Annotated in this window: 21 protein-coding genes; 4 read left to right on the forward strand and 17 right to left on the reverse strand. The window is 61.2% G+C overall.

Going from position 1 to position 21,425, the window contains the following annotated elements; translation table 11 throughout:
• Positions 1 to 54 precede the first annotated feature (54 nt).
• Complete coding sequence (locus Mrose_RS05555; RefSeq protein WP_182482688.1) at positions 55 to 552, forward strand: TlpA family protein disulfide reductase; 498 nt, start codon at positions 55 to 57, stop codon at positions 550 to 552.
• 370 nt (positions 553 to 922) lie between these two features.
• Here Mrose_RS05555 and metG read toward each other — a convergent pair whose 3' ends face one another.
• The 6 genes from metG to proC form a co-directional block, all read right to left on the reverse strand.
• Positions 923 to 2,875 (reverse strand): methionine--tRNA ligase, encoded by a 1,953-nt coding sequence (metG, locus tag Mrose_RS05560; RefSeq protein ID WP_119276434.1) that lies wholly within the window; start codon positions 2,873 to 2,875, stop codon positions 923 to 925.
• A gap of 201 nt (positions 2,876 to 3,076) precedes the next feature.
• On the reverse strand, positions 3,077 to 3,754 hold the full coding sequence (rpiA, locus tag Mrose_RS05565; RefSeq protein ID WP_119276435.1) for a ribose-5-phosphate isomerase RpiA: 678 nt from the start codon (positions 3,752 to 3,754) through the stop codon (positions 3,077 to 3,079).
• 45 nt (positions 3,755 to 3,799) lie between these two features.
• On the reverse strand, positions 3,800 to 4,276 hold the full coding sequence (gene bcp, locus Mrose_RS05570) for a thioredoxin-dependent thiol peroxidase (RefSeq protein WP_119276436.1): 477 nt from the start codon (positions 4,274 to 4,276) through the stop codon (positions 3,800 to 3,802).
• Between the two features lie 146 nt (positions 4,277 to 4,422).
• Positions 4,423 to 4,911, reverse strand: a complete 489-nt coding sequence (locus Mrose_RS05575) for an adenosine diphosphatase (protein ID WP_119276437.1) — start codon at positions 4,909 to 4,911, stop codon at positions 4,423 to 4,425.
• Between the two features lie 69 nt (positions 4,912 to 4,980).
• Positions 4,981 to 5,526, reverse strand: coding sequence for a hypothetical protein (locus tag Mrose_RS05580; protein ID WP_119276438.1), 546 nt, complete (start codon positions 5,524 to 5,526; stop codon positions 4,981 to 4,983).
• Positions 5,523 to 6,305, reverse strand: coding sequence for a pyrroline-5-carboxylate reductase (gene proC / locus Mrose_RS05585; protein ID WP_119276439.1), 783 nt, complete (start codon positions 6,303 to 6,305; stop codon positions 5,523 to 5,525). Before proC ends, Mrose_RS05580 begins: the two co-directional genes overlap by 4 nt.
• Before the next feature lie 168 nt (positions 6,306 to 6,473).
• Here proC and tsaB point away from each other — a divergent pair, with 168 nt between their 5' ends.
• From tsaB to rpoD, 3 genes are all read left to right on the forward strand, one after another.
• Positions 6,474 to 6,992 carry a tRNA (adenosine(37)-N6)-threonylcarbamoyltransferase complex dimerization subunit type 1 TsaB gene (gene tsaB / locus Mrose_RS05590; protein WP_119276440.1) on the forward strand — a complete coding sequence of 173 codons (519 nt, stop codon included), beginning with the start codon at positions 6,474 to 6,476 and terminating at the stop codon, positions 6,990 to 6,992.
• 14 nt (positions 6,993 to 7,006) lie between these two features.
• Entirely contained in the window at positions 7,007 to 8,134 is a 1,128-nt protein-coding gene (locus Mrose_RS05595) for a class I SAM-dependent methyltransferase (protein WP_119276441.1), read from the forward strand.
• A 70-nt stretch (positions 8,135 to 8,204) separates the two neighbouring features.
• Entirely contained in the window at positions 8,205 to 9,629 is a 1,425-nt protein-coding gene (gene rpoD, locus Mrose_RS05600; RefSeq protein ID WP_119276442.1) for an RNA polymerase sigma factor RpoD, read from the forward strand.
• A 20-nt stretch (positions 9,630 to 9,649) separates the two neighbouring features.
• Here rpoD and Mrose_RS05605 read toward each other — a convergent pair whose 3' ends face one another.
• The 11 genes from Mrose_RS05605 to Mrose_RS05655 all read right to left on the reverse strand — a co-directional run bounded on the left by Mrose_RS05605 (position 9,650) and on the right by Mrose_RS05655 (position 21,383).
• Positions 9,650 to 10,537, reverse strand: coding sequence for a carbon-nitrogen hydrolase family protein (locus Mrose_RS05605; RefSeq protein WP_119276443.1), 888 nt, complete (start codon positions 10,535 to 10,537; stop codon positions 9,650 to 9,652).
• An 88-nt stretch (positions 10,538 to 10,625) separates the two neighbouring features.
• The gene (locus Mrose_RS05610) at positions 10,626 to 12,137 is read right to left on the reverse strand and encodes a M20/M25/M40 family metallo-hydrolase (RefSeq protein ID WP_119276444.1); all 1,512 of its coding nucleotides are present in this window, start codon (positions 12,135 to 12,137) and stop codon (positions 10,626 to 10,628) included.
• Between the two features lie 4 nt (positions 12,138 to 12,141).
• Positions 12,142 to 12,615, reverse strand: a complete 474-nt coding sequence (locus Mrose_RS05615) for an ester cyclase (RefSeq protein WP_119276445.1) — start codon at positions 12,613 to 12,615, stop codon at positions 12,142 to 12,144.
• A gap of 5 nt (positions 12,616 to 12,620) precedes the next feature.
• On the reverse strand, positions 12,621 to 13,487 hold the full coding sequence (locus Mrose_RS05620; protein WP_119276446.1) for a carbohydrate ABC transporter permease: 867 nt from the start codon (positions 13,485 to 13,487) through the stop codon (positions 12,621 to 12,623).
• Positions 13,487 to 14,344, reverse strand: coding sequence for a carbohydrate ABC transporter permease (locus Mrose_RS05625; RefSeq protein WP_147371579.1), 858 nt, complete (start codon positions 14,342 to 14,344; stop codon positions 13,487 to 13,489). Before Mrose_RS05625 ends, Mrose_RS05620 begins: the two co-directional genes overlap by 1 nt.
• A gap of 158 nt (positions 14,345 to 14,502) precedes the next feature.
• Positions 14,503 to 15,786 (reverse strand): ABC transporter substrate-binding protein, encoded by a 1,284-nt coding sequence (locus Mrose_RS05630; protein ID WP_119276448.1) that lies wholly within the window; start codon positions 15,784 to 15,786, stop codon positions 14,503 to 14,505.
• Between the two features lie 99 nt (positions 15,787 to 15,885).
• Positions 15,886 to 17,160 carry a histidinol dehydrogenase gene (gene hisD / locus Mrose_RS05635; protein WP_119276449.1) on the reverse strand — a complete coding sequence of 425 codons (1,275 nt, stop codon included), beginning with the start codon at positions 17,158 to 17,160 and terminating at the stop codon, positions 15,886 to 15,888.
• 85 nt (positions 17,161 to 17,245) lie between these two features.
• A complete protein-coding gene (locus Mrose_RS05640; protein WP_119276450.1) occupies positions 17,246 to 17,992 on the reverse strand; it encodes an SDR family NAD(P)-dependent oxidoreductase in 747 nt (248 codons plus the stop codon).
• A 56-nt stretch (positions 17,993 to 18,048) separates the two neighbouring features.
• The gene (locus Mrose_RS05645; protein WP_220452288.1) at positions 18,049 to 19,131 is read right to left on the reverse strand and encodes an ester cyclase; all 1,083 of its coding nucleotides are present in this window, start codon (positions 19,129 to 19,131) and stop codon (positions 18,049 to 18,051) included.
• Positions 19,121 to 20,203: a nuclear transport factor 2 family protein gene (locus Mrose_RS05650; protein ID WP_220452289.1), complete on the reverse strand. Its 1,083-nt coding sequence runs from the start codon at positions 20,201 to 20,203 to the stop codon at positions 19,121 to 19,123. The genes Mrose_RS05645 and Mrose_RS05650 overlap by 11 nt, the downstream gene beginning before the upstream one ends.
• Positions 20,193 to 21,383 (reverse strand): ester cyclase, encoded by a 1,191-nt coding sequence (locus Mrose_RS05655; RefSeq protein ID WP_119276451.1) that lies wholly within the window; start codon positions 21,381 to 21,383, stop codon positions 20,193 to 20,195. The genes Mrose_RS05650 and Mrose_RS05655 overlap by 11 nt, the downstream gene beginning before the upstream one ends.
• Between the last annotated feature and the right edge of the window lie 42 nt (positions 21,384 to 21,425).

Below are 21,425 nucleotides of genomic sequence, written 5' to 3' on the forward strand. Positions count from 1 at the left end.
CGGATGTTACTTTGGCTACTTCCGTCCTGGGGCTTTGGGCTTAGATTGGGGGCGATGAGCACGACGCGCAGTTGGATTCAGTGGACCGTCGCGGCGGCAGTCCTGCTGGCTGTGGGGCTGGGGCTGTTCCTGCGCAACCCCAATCAAGGAAGCGGAGTGCGCTTGGAGGGCCAAGTGCAGGACTCCAGCGGCGAGCGCCTTGACCTCGCCCGTTTCAGGGGCCAGCCGGTAGTGGTCAACGCCTGGGCGACGTGGTGTGGCCCTTGCCGCCGCGAACTCCCCTTGCTGCTCGAGCAGGCCAGAGCTCAGAGTAAGGTCCGCTTCGTGTTCTTAAACCAGGGCGAGGGGCCCGAAGCGGTGCGGGCTTACCTCGAGGAAGCCCGGCTGGACATGCCCGAACCCTACTTCGACCCCAGCAGCGAGGTGATCCAGCGCTGGGGAGCGCAGGGCCTGCCCACCACCTACTTCTTCGACGCCACCGGGAAGTTGGTCGCCAAGCACATTGGTGAACTCAATAAGAAGCAGCTTCTAGACTACTTATCGCTGCTATAGACTTGGTTCAAGATCAGATTAAGAGACTTGCACAATCCACAAACAACTTTCTCCCCTACCCTATAGGCAGGGAGGCCTGATAGTCGATGCTAGCGCTACTCACGGATTTCGGAACGCAGGTACTCATCGGTCTGATGTTGCTGGTATTCATGGCCGTGCCCTTCGTGCTCCGTTTGCGCCGGAGCCAGGGCGAGTCCGGCCAAACCAACAACGATTTACCGCACGAATTGCTCTGAGTCGCACGACCTTATGGCAGAGGAAGGCCGGGTTTTGAGGCCCGGCCTTATAGTTCACCTCCCCACCAACGGGCTTTTGCCTTTCGCGTACGACGTAGGACGTACGACCCCTAGCCATCGACCATCGACAGCAATCACCGCACCCTGGCCCCTGGCGGAAGATCCTTTTCGGGCGTGACCACGACCACGTTGCCAGCCTCGTCTTCCCCAGCCAGGATCATGCCCTGCGACTCCACGCCGCGCAGCTTGGCCGGCCTGAGGTTGGCCACCAGGATCAGCTTGCGTCCGATCAGGTCCTCGGGCTTGTACCACTGCGCGATGCCCGAGACCACCTGCCGGGTGTGGTCGCCCACATTGAGCTGGAGGATCAGCAGCTTGTCGGCCTGGGGGTGCTTCTCGCAGGCGATCACCTCGGCCACGCGCAGCTCGATGCGGGCGAAGTCCTCGATGGAGATGGGGCCGTTAGCTGCTTTTGGGTCATTGCTTGCAGCTTGTGGCTGAACCGAAGGCTCGGGTCTCGCAGCGGGTTTACCTGTGGCGTTTTGCGCTTTACGCCCAGCGTCGTTTGGCGAAGCCTCGAGCTTGGGAAACAGGATGGGGGCGTCCTCGGGAATCCGGGTGCCAGCAGGCGAAAGCCCCCAGGTTTCGGTATCGGCCACGCTGTAGTCACCCAGCCCCAGCGCCCGGCGCAGTTCCTTGGCCTTGTTGGGGATGGCCGCCTCGAGCAGCACCGAAGCGATGCGCAAACCCTCGACCACGGTATAGAGCACGTCCTCGAGGGTCTTGCGCTTAGCCTCGTCGCGGGCGAGCTCCCAGGGCTTTTGGTCGTTGACGTACTTGTTGAGGTTGCGCACGTACTGCAGCACTTCCTCCAGGGCCAGGTTGAAGCGCAGCTCGCGCACCAGCGGGCGCACCCGTGCGGCCAGGCTCACCCCCTCGCGGGCAATGGGTGAATCGGCGGGGGACGGCTGGGGCAGCACACCGCCGCAGTATTTGAGCAGCATGGTGCGCACCCTCGAGAGCAAGTTGCCCAGGTCGTTAGCCAAGTCGGAGTTGAGCCGCGAGACGATCACCGGCTCGCCAAAGGGGCTGTCGGCGGCCAGGGTGGTATCGCGCAAAAGGGCGTAGTGCAGGGCGTCCACCCCGTATTTCTCGAGCATCTCGGCGGGGTCGATGGCGTTGCCCAGGCTCTTGCCCATCTTACGCCCGTCGAGGGCCAGGATGTGCCCGTGCACCACGAGCTTCTCGTATAGCGGCAACCCGGCAGCTTTGAGCATGGTAGGCCAGAAGACCGCGTGAGGCTTGAGGATATCCTTGCCGATGACGTGCCAGGCGTGCTTCCAGAAGGGTTCGAAGCGCCCCTCGGCCACCAGGGCCGAGACGTAGTTCAAGAGCGCATCAAACCACACGTAGGTAACGTGGTTCTCGTCCCAGGGGATGGGGATGCCCCAGGGTACGCGCTCCTTCGGCCTCGAGATGGAGAGGTCGCCGATGGGCTCCTTGAGCATCTCGAGCACCTCGTTGCGGTAGCCGGTAGGCTGGATGAAGTCGGGGTTGTTCTGCAGGTGCTCTAAGAGCCAGGGGCGGTACTTCTCCATGCGGAAGAAGTAGTTGGCCTCCCGACGCAGCACCGGCGGCTCGGAGTCACCGGGGAAAATCCCGTCTACCAGCTCCTTCTCGGTCACGAAGCGCTCGGAGCCCACCGAGTAGAGCCCCTCGTACTCGGCGTAGTAGATGTCGCCCGCCTCGTAGACCTTCTGCAGGATTTCTTGTACGTAGCGCTTGTGCCGCTCCTGAGTGGTGCGGATGAAGTCGTCGTAGCTGATGCCCAGGCGGTTGTACAGCGCACGGAAGCTGCCCTCGGCCAGCTCGTCCACGAATTCCTTGGGGCTCTTCCCCGCCTTGGCTGCTGCTCTGGCGATTTTCTCGCCGTGCTCATCGGTTCCAGTCAGGAAGTAGGTTTGGTAGCCGTCCAGTCGGTGCCAGCGGGCCAGGAAATCGGCCAAGATCTTCTCGTAGACGTGGCCGATGTGGGGGGCCGCGTTGGCGTAGTCAATCGCGGTGGTCACGTAAAAAACCTTGCTCATTCTCATCCCTCCTCCGAAGGGTCGCCAGCTCGGAGGGCAAGCCTCGCTCGAGTCGGCACAAAAAACCGGGGCGCATCATACACGCGCCCCGCCGATAGCCTCAAACCTCTGCTACCGCCGGGGCACCCCCATCATTCGCCGGACGAAGAAGCCGCTCATGAGGTCATGGTAGCTCAGCCAGCCACCCCTGGCAAGCTGGGTTTAGCGCCTGAGGGTGCGAATCCCCTGGGAGTCGGCCACCACCGCCAGACTCGCCATCCCTACGAACAGCCCGGTCTCGACCACGCCGGGGATGCGCTTGAGCTTCTCCTGCAAGGCGCCGGGGTCGCCGATGGGGCCAAAGAAGGTGTCGGCGATGAGGTTTCCCCCGTCGCTGTAGTATGGCTGGCCCTCCTTCAGCCGCAGCACGGGCTCGCCCAACTCTCGCAGGTGCTTGAGGGTGCTCTTGTAGCCGAAGGGGACGACCTCGATGGGCACCACGCCCCGCCCGAGCTGGCCGACCAGCTTGCTCGAGTCGGCGATCACGATGAACTGCCGCGCGGCCACCTCGACGATTTTCTCCCGCAGCAGCGCCCCGCCCAGGCCCTTGATGAGCGAGAGGTCCGGGGCGATTTCGTCGGCTCCGTCGATGGCCAGGTCCACTCCGTACTCGTCGAGTTCCACCAGCGGGATACCCTGCTCCACAGCCAGTCTGGCCGTGGCTTCCGAGGTAGGAACACCCCGGATGTCGCCGATCTCACCCTCCCGCAGCCTGCGTCCGATCTCGAGCACGGCGTACTTCGCGGTAGAGCCCGTGCCCAGCCCCACCACCATCCCCGACTGCACGTAGCGCACGGCCTCGATCCCGGCTTCGCGTTTGTAGATCTCAGGACTGGTCATAAGCACAAGGGGCGTGTTCCCCACGCCTCTACACGATACCGCCCTTCAGGCTTGCTCCTGCTGAAGCTCTTGCAGGGCCTGGGCCACCTCGAGGGCGTGGTCCTCGGCCTTGACCTTCTCCCAGACCCTCGCGACGTGGCCGGTGGGGTCGATCAGGAAGGTCTGGCGCAGGATGCCCTCGTATTCCTTGCCGTACAGGTTTTTCGTGCCCCAGGCCCCGTAAGCCCTGATGACCTCGGTACTGGGGTCAGCCAGCAGCGGGAAGTTGAGGCCGTACTTGCTGGCGAACTTGCCGTGGCTGGCCGTATCGTCGGCGGAGACCCCCAGCACCACCGCGCCCATCTGCTCGAGCCGTCCCTTCTCGTCACGGAAAGAACAGGCCTCCTTGGTGCAGCCGGGGGTGTCGTCCTTGGGGTAGAAGTAAAGCACCACCCACTTACCCCGGTAATCCGAAAGCCTGTGAACCTTGCCCTCCTGATCAGGAAGGGCGAACGATGGCGCGGCTTTGCCTACGGTAACCATAACGCCAACAGCCTACCGCACGGACGGAAGCTCACTGTTGCCAGACGCTCAAATGGACGTCGCAGACCGGATGCACAACGCAGGAGGCTTCTTCCCACTTCCCGCCCTTTCCACGTACGAGCCCCATGACTTCGAGCCTCGAGGCTTCACCCCACCTTATACCCGAAGCGCCGCAGCAGGTCCTTGCGCCAGGTGATGTCTTCCTCACCCTCGACGCCCAGCGGCAGGAAACCGTCCATCACGCCGAGGATGCCTCGCTGCTCACCCTCTTGTGCGACGACCACGCTCAGGGGGTTGGCTGTGGCCGCGAAGATACGCACCACTTCGGGGCAGGCTTTTACCGCGTGCAGCACGTTGATGGGGAAGAACCCCTCGCCCAACACGATCAGGAAGCTGTGGCCCGCGCCGATATTCTGCGCGTTGCGCACGGCCAGTTCGACCAGCTCAGGCGCGGTCCCGGTCTTGCGGATGAGGCGTTTGCCGCTGGCTTCGCAAAAGGCCAGGCCGAACTTGATCCCCGGCACGGCAGTCACCAGCGCCTCGTGCAGGTCCTCGACGGTCTTGATGAAATGGCTCTGCCCCAGGATGACGTTGAGGTTTTCCGGCTTCTCAAGCTGCACCACTTGCAATTCCATACCCACCTCCCATACGCAGCGATACCCAATTCTAGAGGCTGAGCAGCTCCGGGCTAATCGACTATGGACTTATGGCCGCAGTATCCGCACGAGATCGATGGTGCCGCCATCTGGGCTGGCATAGCGCACGATCCCCACGCCGGGCACGAAATACGACTCCACCACCACGCTACCTCCCGCCTCCGTGACCAAGGAGGTGCGGATCACGTAGGCGTTGTAACGTCCGGCGGGGACGCTGACCCCCTCGATTCGCTCCACCCGCGACAGCAGGGCAATGGTGCTGCCGCTCAGGGTGCTCCTGCCACCCCACTCCTGGCCCAGCACCATAGGAGCAGGCGGATAGAGCATCAAAGCAGGCTGATAGCGCTGTACCTGACCATTGAACACCGTGCCCTCGAGAAAGACCCCCTGCGGGCTGTAGCGCAGCAGTTCGCCGTAAACGGGCTTGCCGGGGAAGCGGTGCTCGAGCACCAGCATCCCCGCCTGCTCACGGGCAAAAATCTGCACCTCACCCGAAGAGTATGCCCAACCCAGCCCCACCCCACGGGGATAGAAATCCCCCGGTTGGGCCAGCACCAAACCCAGCAGTAAACCCCAAACGACCCAGCGTCTCACTCATCTTCTCCCAACGCAAAGCCGCGTATGGTGGCGGCTTCTACGGCTTCGATCAGGGCAGCCCGCAGGCTGCGGGCCTCGAGGGCGGCCAGGCCATAGATGGTGGTGCCGCCAGGGCTGGCGACCTCCTCCTTGACCACGGCCGGATGTTTGCGGCGCAACAGCTCTCCAGTAGATACCAGCACGTCGGCAGCCAGCTTGAGCGCCTGCGCCCTGGGGATACCCTGCTTGACACCTCCATCAGCCAGGGCCTCGGCTACCACGGCGATGTAGGCCGGAGCCGAAGCCGACATGCCGGTGAAAGCGTTGAACAATCGCTCGGGCAGGTCGTAGATGTCGCCCACGGTGGCAAAGAGCTTCCGGGCGAACTCGAGGTCACCGGCCTCCTCGGCCTCAGGAGGTGCGGTGAGGGCGGTAGAACTGCGCCCGATGGTGGCCGCCACGTTGGGCATGGCCCGCACCACCCGGCGCGTGCCCAGGCGGCGGGAGAGCACGGTAGTCGAAACCCCGGCCATGATGGAGATATAGCCCGTATTGGGATGGACGATGCGGGGTGCCAGAGCCGGGAAATCCTTGGGCTGCACCCCAATCAGAACCCGCTCCGCTCGTCGCAAGTCTTCAGGGTTGAGGGCGTTCACGGCATACTGCTCGGCAATCTGCTGAGTACGCTCGGGGAAATCCAGCACGCCAATCTCGCCTGCGCTGAGAAAGCCCGAGCGAAGCACCCCCTCGAGGATACTCCTGCCCATCTTGCCCACGCCCACCATGGCCAGTTTCATCCACATGAGTCTAATGGCACTATGAGAGCGGGTAAAGTGCGTTTGAGTTAGGTAATTGCTAATGAAGTCGATAGTCGGTGGTCAATGGCTAAAGCGCCAAATGCCAAACGCTAAACGCCCAGAATCACGACCCCACGGCGTCTTGCGTTGGGCGATATACTCCTGGGCGTGCAGGTACTGGCCATCGATACCGCGACTGCCTTCTTGGTGCTCGGTCTGCCCGCCAGCGAGCGCATCGTCCGGCTGGACCGCCGCCACGCCGAAGCGCTCTTCGGCGAGCTCGAGTCCTTCCTCCAGTGGGCGGGCTGTGGGCTCGAGCAACTCCAGGGCATCGCCGTGGGCCGGGGGCCCGGCTCTTATACTGGCCTGCGCATCGGCATCTCGGCAGGGCTGGGGCTGGCGAGGGGGCTGGGCATCCCCCTGGTTGGCGTGGACACCCTGGCCGGCGTGGCCGGGCGCTACCGGGGCACGGTGCGGGTGGCCCACTCCACCCGCGGCGGCTTCGTGTACACCGCCAGCTATCACGTTCACGACGAAATCCGGGCCCTTACACCTGCTGAGAAAAGGCCCCTCGAGGGCCTCGACCCCCATTCGCTGGACGAGCCCCCATCGGGGCGGGTGCTAGCCGGGCTGGGAGCCAGGCTGCTGCGCTCGGGCCAGAGGGGTGTGGAACCCCTCTATCTCTGATAAACTCATTTTTCGTGGTCCTCGAGGCCTACCACCGCCTGCACCCCCTGCCCGCTGGCCCGCTCACGCTCTACCGTAAGGCGGGTGCACGGGGGTATGGGGACGGGCGCTGGGAACTGCTGGCCAGGAGCCTTCAGGCCCACGGGGCCAGGGCCCTCGACCTCAATCCTGGCATCGGGCTCGCCAGTGCCGTGCTGGTGAAGGCCGGGCTCGAGCTAGACCTGCTGGAGACCTCCCGCGTCGCCCTGCGCTGCCTCGAGGCCGCTTTCGGCAACCAGCCCGGCGTGCAGGTCCGTGCTGCCGTGCCCTGGGAAGCTCCGGCAGAGCACTACGATCAGGCCGTGCTGGTCCTACCTTCGGAGCGGGGACAGGACTTCACCCATCTCAGCCTCCTCGCCGCGGCCCGCGCCCTGCGTCTTGGCGGGCAGCTGTGGCTCAGCGGCGACAAGAACAAAGGCTTCGAGCGGCAATTCAGGGCGGCCAGGGCTCTGCTGGGCTCCGGGGAGGTCCTGGAGCGCGAAGGGTCCTTGCGGGTGGCGGTGCTCGAGAAGCAAAACCCCTCCCCCGATCTCCCCGACCCCTGGAAGGGCTTTACCATCGAGGCCAGGGGTCGCTCACAGGCGTTTTACTGCCTGCCCGGTGTCTTCTCCGCCGGTCGGCTCGACGAGGCGACCGCCCTGCTGCTCGAGACCCTGGGAGAGGTCTCCGACGCCGAGGTGCTCGACCTGGGAGGGGGCTACGGCGCCATCGGGCTGACGCTGGCCGCCGAGGGCGCGCACGTGACGCTGTTGGAGGACGACCTGGCGAGTGTTCTGAGCGCGAGGCGAAGCGCCGAGGCCAGCCAGATCAGCGCCACCATCGCCCACAGCGATGTGGATGAAGGCTTGCCAAAAGACCGCTCCTTCGATATAGTATTATCAAACCCCCCGTTTCACGTGGGGGGGTCAGTCATTCTCGATGTGGCCCACGCTTTCATCACAGCCGCACACGCCCGCCTTCGGTCAGGCGGGAGGTTCTATCTTGTGGCCAACCCCTTCTTGAAGTACGAACCGCTCCTGCAGACGCTATTCGGTAGCGTCCGCACCCTCGCGGTGCAGGGCTATAAGGTGCTCTCGTGCACTAAAGACCGGAGCGCACGGTGAGAAATCGACACGACTCTCTGCGGGTTTTGCCCATCCCAACGGCAAAGCTTCAGCTCGGAGGTGAGGCAGCTTGAGCAAGAAGAAAACCACCGCCAAGGCCAAATCCACGACCCCCCTAGCCGAACCCAAGCCCAAGGCCAAGAAGGCCAAAGGAGCCAAGGAAGCCAAGGCGGACGACACCCTGCTGGTTGAGGGATTGGGCGACGAGATGGGCGGCGCCGTTCAGGATATCGACGGTGCCTTGACCCTCGACGCTCCCGACGTGCCGCCCCTGGAGTTAGTCGAAGATGCCCCTGAAGACCTCGAGGTAGCCGAAGAGTTGCTCATCGAGGGCGAGATCGACGAGGCCGCCGACCCGCTCGACCTCGACCTCGACACCCTCGAGGCCCCTACCGTCCTCGAAGAGACCGACGACGAGCTCGAAGACGACTTCCCCACCATCCGCGTCAGCACCTCCGATCCGGTGCGGCAATACCTGCACGAGATCGGCCAGGTGCCGCTGCTGACGCTGGAGGAAGAAATCGACCTGGCCCGCCGGGTCGAGGAGGGGGTGGCTGCCGCCGGCTTCTTAGCCCAGGAAACGGGGCTCGAGGCCGAGCTCATCCGCCAGGTGTTGCGCTCGCAGGTGCAGGGCAGCTCCCGTGTGACCAGCGTTCCCGGCCTCGAGATTCGGATCGACCCCGAGACCATCCAGGCCGTAGACAGCCGCCTGCGGGCCCTGCCGCGCGAGGTCAAGCGCTACCTGCATATCGCCCGCGACGGCGAGATCTGCCGCCAGCACCTGATCGAGGCCAACCTGCGCCTGGTGGTCTCCATTGCCAAGAAGTACACCGGGCGCGGCCTCTCCTTCCTCGACCTGATCCAGGAGGGCAACCAGGGGCTCATCCGTGCGGTGGAGAAGTTCGAGTACAAGCGGCGCTACAAGTTCTCGACCTACGCCACGTGGTGGATCCGCCAGGCCATCAACCGCGCCATCGCCGATCAGGCCCGCACCATCCGCATCCCGGTGCACATGGTCGAGACCATCAACAAGCTCACCCGCACCGCCCGCCAAATGCAGCAGGAACTGGGCCGCGAGCCCACCTACGAGGAAGTAGCCGAAGCCATGGGCCCCGGCTGGGACGCCAAGAAGGTCGAGGAGACCTTCAAGATCGCCCAGGAGCCGGTGAGCTTGGAAACCCCCATCGGCGACGAGAAGGACTCCTTCTACGGCGACTTCATCCCCGACGAGCACATGGCCTCCCCCGTGGACTCCGCCGCCCAGAGCATGCTCAGCGAGGAACTCGAGAAGGCTTTAAACAAGCTCTCCGAGCGCGAGGCCATGGTACTCAAGCTGCGCAAGGGTCTCATCGACGGGCGTGAGCACACCCTCGAAGAGGTAGGAGCCTACTTCGGCGTGACCCGCGAGCGCATCCGCCAAATCGAGAACAAGGCGCTGCGCAAGCTCAAGTACCACGAGTCCCGCACCCGCAAGCTCAGGGACTTCTTGGACTGAAGCCGAGGGGAACCTCAAGTTCACCCCGCCTGGTCCTCCGGTTCCGGGAGCTGTGGCTTCCAGCGCAGCGGGTCAATACTTCCCTGGTACAGCGGCAACGATAGGGGCGGGTCGCCAGGCCGGAACTGATCCCACACACGGGTCATCCCGGCGGTGCCAAACCTGCGAACGCGCGAGACGTGATCTAAATCGAGCACGTCGGTCAGGATGGTGCGCTCGGCTCCGCTGGCCGCCGCCCTGATCAGCCCTTCCGGGTCTACGATCACACTCTGACCGGTGCCGGTTGGGCCGGCGCAGTTCACGCTGACCACGAACACCTGATTGACGATGGCATTCGCCCGGGCCAGTACCACCTCCTGGGTACGCTCAGAGGTCGTCGTTCTCACCAGATTCAGCACGACCTCGGCCCCCATCCAGGCCAGGTGTCGGGTGACTTCAGGGAACCAGGCGTCGTAGCAGATGGAGAAGCCAGCCTTGCCGATACCAGTGAGGTCGAAGGTCACGAAGCGGTCGCCAGGATCAAACGGTTCGTAAGGTCGCCACGGGAACACCTTGCGGTACCACGCAGCCAGATGGCCTTCTGGGGAGAAGGCCACGGCGGTGTTAAACAGCTGCCCTTGCGGACCACTTTCGCATACACTGCCCGGCACCAGCCAGATGCCCAAGTCTGCCGCCAGCTCTCCCAAGGCCATGATGCGGGGGCCGGATAACGGCTCCGCGCTGGCGCTGAGCGCTTCCCTGTTCAGAGGAGCATCGGCAGCAAACAGGTGAAGCTCGGGGTAGACGATCAGCCGAACCTGCGGGAAAGCGGCCAGCAGTGCTTGTACGTGCTCGCAGAAGCGGCTCAGCGGCTCACCCGCCCTGCAGGGCTGCTCCTGCACCACAGCCACAGGGAGAACCCTCGACATGCTCACTCCTTATTCGGCCTTGGGATGTGTGACCTCAGCCAGGACCCTCGAAGCAGGCACCAGCACCGACCGGGAGTGGGTTCCACGTTCAGCCTGGGCCAGCAGGCCGGCGGCTACCATCCACATCTTGACTTGTACTGAAGCGCTCACCTTCGATCACCCCCACCCAGTCATTCAAATAATCGACCGTCCAGTGCATCAGTTTGTTCACGGAATCCACAGTAATGTACTCATCAGGAGCATGGGGACGGTCACCGTGCCCGGTTCCCGCGATGCTATAAGGGATTTGAATTCCAAGGTTACACAGGAGCGAAGCCGGGGAGCAGTTATTGGCAATTGGCCATACCACTACGGGCACACCATATCTTTCGGCAGTTATGCGAGCTGCTCGCAATAAGGTATCCCGCTCTTCGGGCAAGGCAGGTGCACCGGCATAGCCTTGGGTGTTCTTAAGCCTCACTGCTTCGTGGCCACGCCGCCGCAGATGAGCTTCGACCAGCTCAACCATATTCTGAGGTTCTATGCCGGGCGGAAAACGAATATCTACCTTGGCGCTGGCCCGTCCGGGCATGTTGGTGTAAAAGCTCGGGCCTTGGTAGCCTCCGGTTATGCCCTGGATGTTGATGGTTGCCCCGAGCATATAGTAGGGCAGGTGCTCAGACAGGGGCCTACCTCCCTCCATCCGAGTGACATTCAAGTTGGTGAGCATGTTGCGCTCCCACTCGGGGTTAGCATCAAAGGCTGCCTGAAGTGCTTGAACCTCCGGGTCATCCGCAGCTGCGGGCAGTTCCAAACGTTCCTCGATTCCATCTAGGGTCAGCCGTTGATGGTCGTCATAGAGGGTAGAAAGCGCTTTGATCAACTTCATCATGGGAGCATCTATCCAGGCCGAATGCCCTGCCCAAACATGCCGTCCGTCACGGGTCCCCCCCCACTCACCTCCCTTGCACTCGAGTTCGGTCAGCAATAAACCTTTGTAGGCTCGTCGCAGGGTCATGGTTCCGGCAGCATTCTGCTGCATACAGGGCAACCAAACCCCTTGGGCCTTGGCTAAAACGGATCGGTATTGCTTCACGAACCCAGCCAGGCTGGGGCTGCCGATTTCCTCTTCGCCCTCGATCACGTAAAGCAGGTTGGCCGGAACGTCACCAGTAGCATCCAGCAGAGCCTTGATTGCAAGGATAGTAGAAAGCACCGGGCCCTTGTGGTTGTTAACTCCCCGCCCCACCAACACCTTGCCCAAGGGCAGAATTCCCAAGTCGGCAGCATCCACGATGTGCGCGCCTAGGGGATCGACCGTCCACTCCTCAGGCAGGGTCGGGGTCACATCGTAGAGGCCATAGATGATCAGCGTGGGGGCATCAGGATTCTTAGCCCTTACGCTGCCAAACACCACTGGCCAGCCAGCAGTCTCAACCACGGCGGCGTCCGGGGCAATTTGCGCCAGCAGTTCACGGGTGTACTGGGCACACTCGAGCATCCCCTCCCCAGTGTCAGAAAACGAGGGCTGGCGGATGTAGTCGCGGACAGCCTCGAGGCTCTGAGTTTCTCGCCGATCAATCAGCTCGTGTACACGGGTTGTGGAGAGCTTGGAGATCATGGACTTACCCCTTATCACTCGATCCTTGGCCCTTAATCTGCCGCAACCGCTCACGAATGATCTCGAGCGGGTCGATTCCAATCTGCTGCATAAAGTCAATTAGATCGATTAGGACCCAGTTCTCCACCAGCTTGTCGCCCTCCGAGCGCCAGATATCCATGTAGCGCACCCTAACTGCCTTACCCGTAGGAGGAATTCCCAACCACTCCCCTAGGTGGGTCGCTTCAACTACTCCCGTAGAAGCAGCGTATTGCCCGCAACCAAAGCGCACCTCATCTACTGCTTTTTTGTCAGGAAAGGCGTGGAGGAAAGGCCGCTGCTGCCCGTCTTGAAAAGCCTTAAGGCCATACAGGGTGCCGATTCCAGCTGGGCCACGCCAGATCATGTCTTCCGACCAGAATTCCTCCTGGCCTTCAATCACATGGTTATTGAGGGCTTCTACCATTTTTTCCACCAGTTCCAAAGCAGCTTTTCCCATACCACTCACCCCTTTACTGCGCCAGCGGTCAAACCCCGGATCAGGTAGCGTTGGAGAAAAAGAATGACCAGCACAATCGGTAGAGCAATCGAGACTGCCCCGGCTGCCGAAATGGACCAGTAACGAATGTCCTCAGCCCCAAACTGGGAGATAGCCACCGGTAGTGGCGTGGCGCGCGTCGCGGTCAGCACAAGCGGGATCAAAAACTCGTTGTAAGCCAGCAACAAGGAGAAAATCGAGGCTGTTACAATGCCTGGCGCCGTGATGGGCACGATCACGTACCAGAAGGCCTGGAAGCGGTTGCAGCCATCTATCATGGCGCTCTCCTCTAGTGATTCAGGAATCTCAGCGAAGAAGCTGCGCAGCATCCAGATGGTGAAGGGCTGGTTGATGGCGACCAGGATTAGGATAAGCAACAAGTGGGTGTCGTGCGTTCCAGTGAGCTGGGCGATGTAAAAAAAGGGCAATAGGAAGGTCATGCGGGGCAGGGCGCGAAACACGAAGGCAGCAAACAGGATCCAAAAACCACTCACCCCACGGTAGCGACTCAGCGCATATCCGGCCAGGCAACCGATGGAAATGGAAATTGTTACCGTTCCCACCGAAACGATTGCACTGTTGATGAGGTATTTGCTAAAACCCTCCTCTAGCCAGAGCTGTTGATAGGCCATCAGTGTGGGTTGAAAAACCCACACTGGGGGATAGGCAAAAGCATCCACCGGGCGCTTGATAGAGGTCAGAAAAGTCCAGATAAAAGGCAGGATAGCCAAAATGAGCCAGACCAATAAAACCCCATAAGCCAGCCCTAAAAACAAAGCGCGCTGACTATGGCCGGAAAGGCCGGGGTGGTGGGAGGTAGCAGCGCGAATCATCAACGACTCCCCACAATATCCCTATAGGTGCGGTACAAAAGCGGAGCAAGAATAACAAGAATAATTAGCACGCTCAGCACCACGATCGAACTACCCCGACCCAAGAGCAACTCCACAAAAGAAACTCCGTAGGTGTAATACATGACCGTCTCTGTCGCCGTACCCGGCCCCCCCTTGGTCATGACCGCCACGCTGTCGAACAACCTGAACGCATCCATGGTGCCGATCATGGCAATGAAGAGAAGGACCGGGCGAAGGAAAGGCACCACCACGTACCAGACCCGCTGAAGCCAGGTCGCGCCGTCTACAATGGCGGCCTCGAGGGGCTCGGAGGGCATGGCCTGCAGAGCTGCGTAAAGTACAATCAGGGCAAACGGGACAGTGCTCCAGATGCCATAAAGAATGATTAGGGCTTTAGCAGCCATGGGGTCGGAGAACCACTGGATGTGGATGCCCAACAACGAAAGCAGGTAGGAGTTAAACCCCCGATCGCGAAACATCCAACCCACCACCAAAGTACCCACCACCGGGGTGACGATGAAGGGCAAGAGGTAGCCACTGATCAGCAATCGCTTGAGATGCAACACCTCGTTAAGCAGTAAAGCCAGAACGGAACCCAGCAGAATCTGTGCAGGAATAACACAGACGGTGTACAGCAAGGTGAAGCCCAGGGCACTCCAAAAGCGCTCATCGGCCAGGGTACGAGCGTAGTTGAGCCAGCCCACAAAGCGAGGGGATTCACCCAGGGTGAAATTGTGAAAACTAAGGTAGACCGTGAATAGCAGCGGAAACACCATTAGGGCCGACATCACCAACACACTGGGCAGCACAAAAGGCCAGAATTCTCGAGGCTTCATACGCCCCCCCTCTTCGAGATTGCCAGGCCTCACTTCCAAGAATTGCCTGCTCCCACCGCCTTATAGACATGTTCCTGATAATCCAGCTCCTTGGTCGGCTAGGGGTGGCCGATGGCTGAGTATGCATATCTTCGGCCATCGGCCACCGGGCTACACGGCTACCTCAAGAACCCCTGCGCCCTCATCTCATCCTGCACTGCCTTGGCTGCAGCGTCCAGGGCGGCCTTGAGATCGCTCTTGGTGGCCAGAGCTTGATTCAAGGTACGCGAAACGACATTGTTGGCAATGCCCATATAAGGTACAAAAGGTCGCAGAGAAGCAGCGTTACGGGCGTTCTGCAAGGCCGCGGGCCAAGCTGGATTGACCTTGACTAACTCGGGGTTATTGGCGATGCTGGCCCGGCTGACCATCCCGAAGCGGGCTGCCAGCAGCTGATTGCTCGGCTTGATAGCCTCCATGATGGCCAGGAAGGCCAGTTCAGGATTGGAGGTATTAGCCGGAATCGAGTACATGTCCCCCTCAGCAGTAGCAGCGACGGGGCCATTGGGCGTAGCTCGGAAGGCCGGTGCGTAGGCGATTTTTCCTACCACCCGGCTTACATTTGGATCCTCCATAGGAGCTGCCCGTGTCAGCCAGATTTTTGAGATAGCGATGTCCCCCTGCTGCAAGGCCACCATCACGTTATCGTTGGTGTAAGAAAGGACATCGGGGGGCATGAATTGGAGCCAGTCCCGAATAGCCTGCGCTGCCTTAAGACCGGCTTCGTCGTTGAAGGCAGGCCGTCCCTGCTCATCAAACCAACGCCCCCCAAAAGCCATCAGGTTGCTGTGGAACTCACCCGCCATCTGGGTTCCACCGAAAGCGATGGCCGAGGGGAAACGGGTCTTCTTGGCAGCATCCAGCTTTTTCAAGACATCCAGGAATTCATCAAAGGTTGTCGGTGGCTTGAGCCTCAGTTCGTCGAAAATGTCCTTGCGGTAGAACACGATCTGGGTGTTGAAATTTACTGGGATGCCATAGCGACGACCGCTGATGGTGCCATTGTTCCAGAGTTGATTGGGGATATCATCGAGGCCATACTGCTTGCCGTATTTGGCAATTAGCAGATTGAGGGGCAGAAGCCACCCCTTACTGCCCCACTGAGTGACAAAGTTGGGGTTCGACCAGATGATCTGGTAAGGGGAGTTACCTCGAGCGGCTAAGGCTGTACCTACTTGAGCCTGAAAGGCATCAGCCTGCAGAAAAGTGGTGTTGACCCGGATATTGCCTCCCGCACAGGCCTCGATGGCCTTTGCATAGAACTCCATCATGGGAAAGCGAAAACTAACCAGGTTGAGGATAGCCGGACTACCCTGAGCAGGCAGCTTGCACTCCTGGGCTGAGGCCATGGGCACAGCCAAGACCAGCACTGCCCCTATCGCCAACATCCATTCCCTTTTCATGCTCTCCTCCTACAACCTTGTAACCTCGACCCTAATCACCAAGTCTCCTCGCTATCTACGTACCACAAAGACCTGCTCAAACCTTGCCCTCATCCGCATTCAGTCTCTCACTAGGCGCAACCGCGCCGAAGCAGCGTGCCCGGCCATGCCTTCGGCATCAGCCATGGTCACTATGGGCGGGGCCACCAAGCGGTTAGCCGCATCCGTAACCTTCTGCCAGGTCACGGTCTTGATGAACTTGCCCACCCACAGCCCGCCCGTATAGCGAGCAGCGCGGTTTGTGGGCAGCACGTGGTTGGTCCCGATGCCCTTGTCACCATACACCACGGTGGCATTGTGGCCCAAAAACAGCGAGCCGTAATTGGTTAAGCGGGCCAAGAACCACTCAGGATCACGGGTCTGCACCTCGAGGTGTTCTGAGGCGATCTGATCGGAGACCCGCACCATCTCTTCATCCGATTCCACCAAAATGATCTCGCCCAGCTCATGCCAGGCCTGCCCCGCCACCGCCGCTGTGGGTAAGGTCTGGAGCTGGCGGTCTATCTCCCTCGCCGTAGCCTCGGCCAGGGCCCTGGAGGTAGTCACCAATATCGATTGAGAGTTGGTTCCATGCTCAGCCTGAGCCAGTAAGTCGGCAGCCACCACCTCAGGGCTGGCAGTTTCGTCAGCCAGGATGCAAACCTCGGTGGGACCAGCCAGCAGGTCAATCCCCACCACACCAAAGAGTTGCCGCTTGGCCTCGGCCACGTAGGCATTGCCCGCCCCTACGATCATGTCCACGGGCTCGAGAGGCGGGCTGTCTTCGATACCGAACGCCATCGCCGCCAGGGCCTGTGCTCCTCCGATGGAGAAAATTTCGTCGGCTCCGCTTTTCACCATCGCGTAGAGCTGAGCGGGGTTGATGCGATTGGTGCCCCTCTGGACTGGAGCAGTGGCCACTACCCGCTTGACCCCGGCCACTTTGGGCACCCCAACCGTCATCACTGCCGAGGCCATGAGGGGGTAGCGCCCACCCGGAATGTAGGATCCCACCGCATTCACCGGGATCTGTTTTTGCCCAAGGGTCACGCCGGGCAGGGTCTCAGCCTCGAATTCGGTGAGCGTAGCCAGCTGTAGCCGGGCAAACTTGCTGACTTGCTCGATGGCGAAGTCTATCGCACGGGCAATGCCGGTATCCACCACTCTCAGGCCTTCTTCGATTTCGTGTTGTGAAAGGCGAAAGGAAGGCGGGTTCCACCCGTCGAACATCTCGCTATAGCGGCGCACAGCGGTGATCCCCTCACGCTCTACATCAGAGATAATCCGGGAAACCGTATCGCGTATCTCCTGGGTGACGGAGGGGGATTGAGGAAGGGCCTTCTTGAAGTATTCCATTTCTCTCCTTTCGGTCGCGCGGGTAGATTGGCTACACGGCTATGACCAAAACCCGCTTGCAGCTATGGGCTATGAACATCACCGATCACTGCGCCGTCCATCCCCCGTCTACCAGCAGGCTGGCCCCGGTGATGAGGGCGGCCTGAGGGGAGGCCAGGAAAACCACCGCGCTCGCCACGTCCTGGGGCTGGCCGAGGTGTCCAAGTGGGATCTTGGCGATGACCGAGTGCTTGAACTGGGCTTCGGTCAGCATAGGGCGGGTGAGGTCGGTTTCGATAAAGGTAGGGGCTACGCTGTTGACCCGTATGCCTTGGGGAGCCAGCTCGACCGCCAAGGCCTTGGTAAAACCTTCCAGGGCGTGCTTGCTCGCACAGTACACGGTGCGGTTCGCCGCTCCCACGTGGCCCATCTGTGAAGTTACATTGACAATCACGCCCCCTCTTCCTCCTTTCAACATCTTCCTGACTGCCGCCTGGGTCACAAAAAACGCCGCCCGCAGGTTGAGGTTCATGATCTGATCGAAGTGGGCCTCGCTGACCTCGGTAAATGGCTCGGGGATGTTGGTCCCGGCATTGTTGACCAGGATGTCCAGCCTGGGCAGGGCTGCGACAGCCTGAGCTACGGCCTCAATGTCACCCACGTCACACGGGGCAACGTCTGCCAGGCCGCCGCCAGCGATCAGCTCAGCAGCCAGAGCTTCCAAGGCGCTTCGATCCCGGCTCATGAGCACCACCCTGGCTCCGGCCTGGGAGAGGCCAATCGCGATGGCCTTCCCAATCCCCCGGCTGGCTCCGGTGACCAGAGCAGTCTGGCCTGAGAGGTCAATGGTCATGAGGGCTCCCTGGTCGGATGGTTATACATGGCTCGAGTCCGGGTCACAGGTCTTGCTCACCAGGGCCAGTGGATTTGCTTCAAGAGGGCGAATTCGTCGAAGACTATGTACTCGCGCTGGATCTGACCACCCTGCACCTCGAGGTGACTGATGCCCATCACCCTGACCCGCTTGCCGGTAGGTGGACCGTAGTGGCCTGGCCCCCGATGGGTCCCCTGGAAACTCCAGCGGGCGGCGATCTTATACCCCGCGGCCTCGCTGCCCACCCAGGCTACGTGGTCGAGGCTCATGGCTGCGTCCGGGAAAGCTGATAGCAACTGCAAAACATAGCGGGTGATGTTGCCATGACCCTCGAGGCGGCGATTGCCGGGTACCCAGATCACCGCGCCGGGAGCGTAGTAGTCCTTGAGGTAATTGAGCATCCGCGCGTTCCAGACCAGGCCGTAGAGCAGGCCAGGCAACTCTTGTGGGTTGTGTGGGTCACCCTCGAGGTGAAGCGGGGGGTGAACCTGGCCGCTCAGGCGGGGAACCTCGCCCAGACCGCTGGCGTAGAGTTGAATTCCCCTGGCGGCTTCTTCCTGGGCCATGGCCTTGGCCAACTCAACCTCGTCGAACCCGAGTTGGCGGATGAGGGCGGTCTCGTCGCGGACGATCCACTCCTCGAGGATGCGGTTGTGCCGCACGAAGCAGTGGGCGATTTCCCGACGCTGCACCCGCCGCCCGGTGGGCGGGCCGTAGAGGCTGTGACCTAGGTTGTGAGCACTCCAGGTCACCCGGTGAGAACTGTGAAAGCCCTCCTGGTCGTTACCACTCCAAATCACCTCGTCGCCAAAGAGCCGCAGGTCGGGGAAGGCGGCCAGGGTGCGCACGGTATTTTCCACTACCTGGTCGCGTCCATAGTACTCAGCGTCGGTGAGGTGAACGGGCGTGTTGTGGGCATAGTGGGTGTAGATCAGGCCAATGGCCTTCTCCTCCCAGATCTTGTGGGTACAGCGCACGATGTAATCGACGATGTCGGTGTAGTCAGGGTCGAAGCCCTCGAGGCTCTGCCTGCGCCCGCTGCCGGCTTGGGCCATGAAATACCCGATGTCTCGCTGATCTACCGCGAGGGTGGCACGTTCTTCTTGCTCAGACGGCACCTTTACCTCCTTTACGAGCATAGAGTTGCTTCAAGAGAGCAAACTCGTCGAAGACCGTCCACTCCTGCACGATCCGGCCATTCTTGATGACGTGGTGGCTCATGCCGATGAGGAAGATGCGCCGCCCCGTGGGGGCACCATAAGGGCCATAGCCCTCGTGGGTTCCTTGGAGCGTGAAGCGGGTCGCCACCCGGTAACCGCGTCGCTCATCACCCAGATGGCACTGGTGGTCAACGGTCAGGGCCAGGTCGGGGAACGAAGCCAGCAGGGTGATTACGAAGTTCTCGTAATCGCCGTAGCCGTAGAGTTTGCGGCCCCCAGGAACGAAGGCTACGTGACCTGGGGTATAGTGGGCACGGATCATGTTCACCAGCCGGGCGTTCCACAGGTTGTGAAGCACGGCTTTGATGAACCCTTGGGGATCGTCGGGCTCAGGTATGCTCAAGAACTCCGGCGCTTGTTGGCCGGTGGGGAGACGGTCTATCTCGCCGCGAGTGTACGAAGACTCATCCAGTACCGCCTTGTGGGCCACCTCGAGGGGGTCATAGCCCATCTGCCGCAGCCCGGCTGTCGCGTCGTAGGCCAGCCACTCCTCGACGATCTTGTTCTCGATGCTGAAGCAGTCGGCAATGACCCAGCGCTGAAACTTGCGGCCGGTAGGCGGGCCAAACTCGCTGTAACCCGTATGGGTACTGGTATCAAAAACCCGGTGCGAGGTATAGAAACCATCCCGCTCATTGCCGCTCCAGATTACGTCGTCGGCGTAGGCCCGAAGGTCGGCGGTCATAGCCTGACTTTGCAGAGTATTTCTCACCACTGCCTCACAACCATAGACGACCCCGTGGGAAGAGTGCACGATGGCGTTGTGAGCATAGTGGGTGTAGATCAGGCCAATGGCCTTCTCCTCCCAGATCTTGTGGGTACAGCGCACGATGTAATCGACGATGTCGGTGTAGTCAGGGTCGAAGCCCTCGAGGCTCTGCCTGCGCCCGCTGCCGGCTTGGGCCATGAAATACCCGATGTCTCGCTGATCTACCGCGAGGGTGGCACGTTCTTCTTGCTCAGACGGCACCTTTACCTCCTTTACGAGCGTACAGTTGCTTCAAGAGAGCAAACTCGTCGAAGACCGTCCACTCCTGCACGATCCGGCCATTCTTGATGACGTGGTGGCTCATGCCGATGAGGAAGATGCGCCGCCCCGTGGGGGCACCATAAGGGCCATAGCCCTCGTGGGTTCCTTGGAGCGTGAAGCGGGTCGCCACCCGGTAACCGCGTCGCTCATCACCCAGATGGCACTGGTGGTCAACGGTCAGGGCCAGGTCGGGGAACGAAGCCAGCAGGGTGATTACGAAGTTCTCGTAGTCGCCGTAGCCGTAGAGTTTGCGGCCCCCAGGAACGAAGGCTACGTGACCTGGGGTATAGTGGGCACGGATCATGTTCACCAGCCGGGCGTTCCAGGTGTTTTGCAGGATGGCCCGCACGAAACCCTGTGGGTCGCCCTCCCAGGAAGGGACATCGTGGAATTCGGGAGCCTGCTGACCCGTCGGCATCCGGTCTATTTCACCGTGCGTATAGGGCAGCCTAGGCAGCACCGAGCGGTGCGCCAGCTCGAGCGGGTCGTAGCCCATCTGGCGAACCACAGCCATACCGTCGTGGACGATCCACTCCTCGACGATCTTGTTCTCGATGCTGAAGCAGTCGGCAATGCCCCAACGCCAGATTTTGCGGCCTGTCGGTGGGCCATATTCGGTATAACCGGTATTGGTTCCTATGAACGAAGCCCGGTGCGAGGTATAGAAACCATCCCGCTCATTGCCGCTCCAGATTACGTCGTCGGCGTAAACCCGAAGGTCGGCATAGGCAGCTTGGCGCTGGAGGGTATTAGCCACCATGGCTTCCCGGCCATACATCACCCCACTGGAGGTATGCACGACAGCGTTGTGAGCGTAGTGGGTGTAGATCAGGCCCACACCCCTCTCCTCCCAGATCTTGTGGGTACAGCGCACGATGTAATCGACGATGTCGGTGTAGTCGGCATCATAGCCGGCCAGAGGCTGCCTGCGCCCGGTGTTGGCAGCGGCCATGAAGTCTCCGATATCGGGTCGGTCGGCAAAGTCGAAAACGGGCAGGGTGGGTTGTTGTATCTCCTCGCTCACGGTTTTCCTCCTGGGCTCATCGGACTCGAGGGCTTGGTCCTTAGCTACGAGGGTGGCCTTTAGCTTGCCTTGCTTGCGAGACTTGGTCTGCTTCATGACTACGCCCTAGGCTTGGTTGGCATGGGGACCCCTCCTGCA

This window comes from Calidithermus roseus, assembly GCF_003574095.1.
GTDB lineage: Bacteria > Deinococcota > Deinococci > Deinococcales > Thermaceae > Calidithermus > Calidithermus roseus.

Excerpts from the sequence above, each read along its gene's own strand:
- Mrose_RS05555 (WP_182482688.1), top strand. The coding sequence starts at position 55 with ATGAGCACGACGCGCAGTTGGATTCAGTGGACCGTCGCGGCGGCAGTC.
- metG (WP_119276434.1), bottom strand. The coding sequence starts at position 2,875 with ATGAGCAAGGTTTTTTACGTGACCACCGCGATTGACTACGCCAACGCG.
- rpiA (WP_119276435.1), bottom strand. The coding sequence starts at position 3,754 with ATGACCAGTCCTGAGATCTACAAACGCGAAGCCGGGATCGAGGCCGTG.
- bcp (WP_119276436.1), bottom strand. The coding sequence starts at position 4,276 with ATGGTTACCGTAGGCAAAGCCGCGCCATCGTTCGCCCTTCCTGATCAG.
- Mrose_RS05575 (WP_119276437.1), bottom strand. The coding sequence starts at position 4,911 with ATGGAATTGCAAGTGGTGCAGCTTGAGAAGCCGGAAAACCTCAACGTC.
- proC (WP_119276439.1), bottom strand. The coding sequence starts at position 6,305 with ATGAAACTGGCCATGGTGGGCGTGGGCAAGATGGGCAGGAGTATCCTC.
- Mrose_RS05605 (WP_119276443.1), bottom strand. The coding sequence starts at position 10,537 with ATGTCGAGGGTTCTCCCTGTGGCTGTGGTGCAGGAGCAGCCCTGCAGG.
- Mrose_RS05610 (WP_119276444.1), bottom strand. The coding sequence starts at position 12,137 with ATGATCTCCAAGCTCTCCACAACCCGTGTACACGAGCTGATTGATCGG.
- Mrose_RS05615 (WP_119276445.1), bottom strand. The coding sequence starts at position 12,615 with ATGGGAAAAGCTGCTTTGGAACTGGTGGAAAAAATGGTAGAAGCCCTC.
- Mrose_RS05620 (WP_119276446.1), bottom strand. The coding sequence starts at position 13,487 with ATGATTCGCGCTGCTACCTCCCACCACCCCGGCCTTTCCGGCCATAGT.
- Mrose_RS05625 (WP_147371579.1), bottom strand. The coding sequence starts at position 14,344 with ATGAAGCCTCGAGAATTCTGGCCTTTTGTGCTGCCCAGTGTGTTGGTG.
- Mrose_RS05630 (WP_119276448.1), bottom strand. The coding sequence starts at position 15,786 with ATGAAAAGGGAATGGATGTTGGCGATAGGGGCAGTGCTGGTCTTGGCT.
- hisD (WP_119276449.1), bottom strand. The coding sequence starts at position 17,160 with ATGGAATACTTCAAGAAGGCCCTTCCTCAATCCCCCTCCGTCACCCAG.
- Mrose_RS05640 (WP_119276450.1), bottom strand. The coding sequence starts at position 17,992 with ATGACCATTGACCTCTCAGGCCAGACTGCTCTGGTCACCGGAGCCAGC.
- Mrose_RS05655 (WP_119276451.1), bottom strand. The coding sequence starts at position 21,383 with ATGAAGCAGACCAAGTCTCGCAAGCAAGGCAAGCTAAAGGCCACCCTC.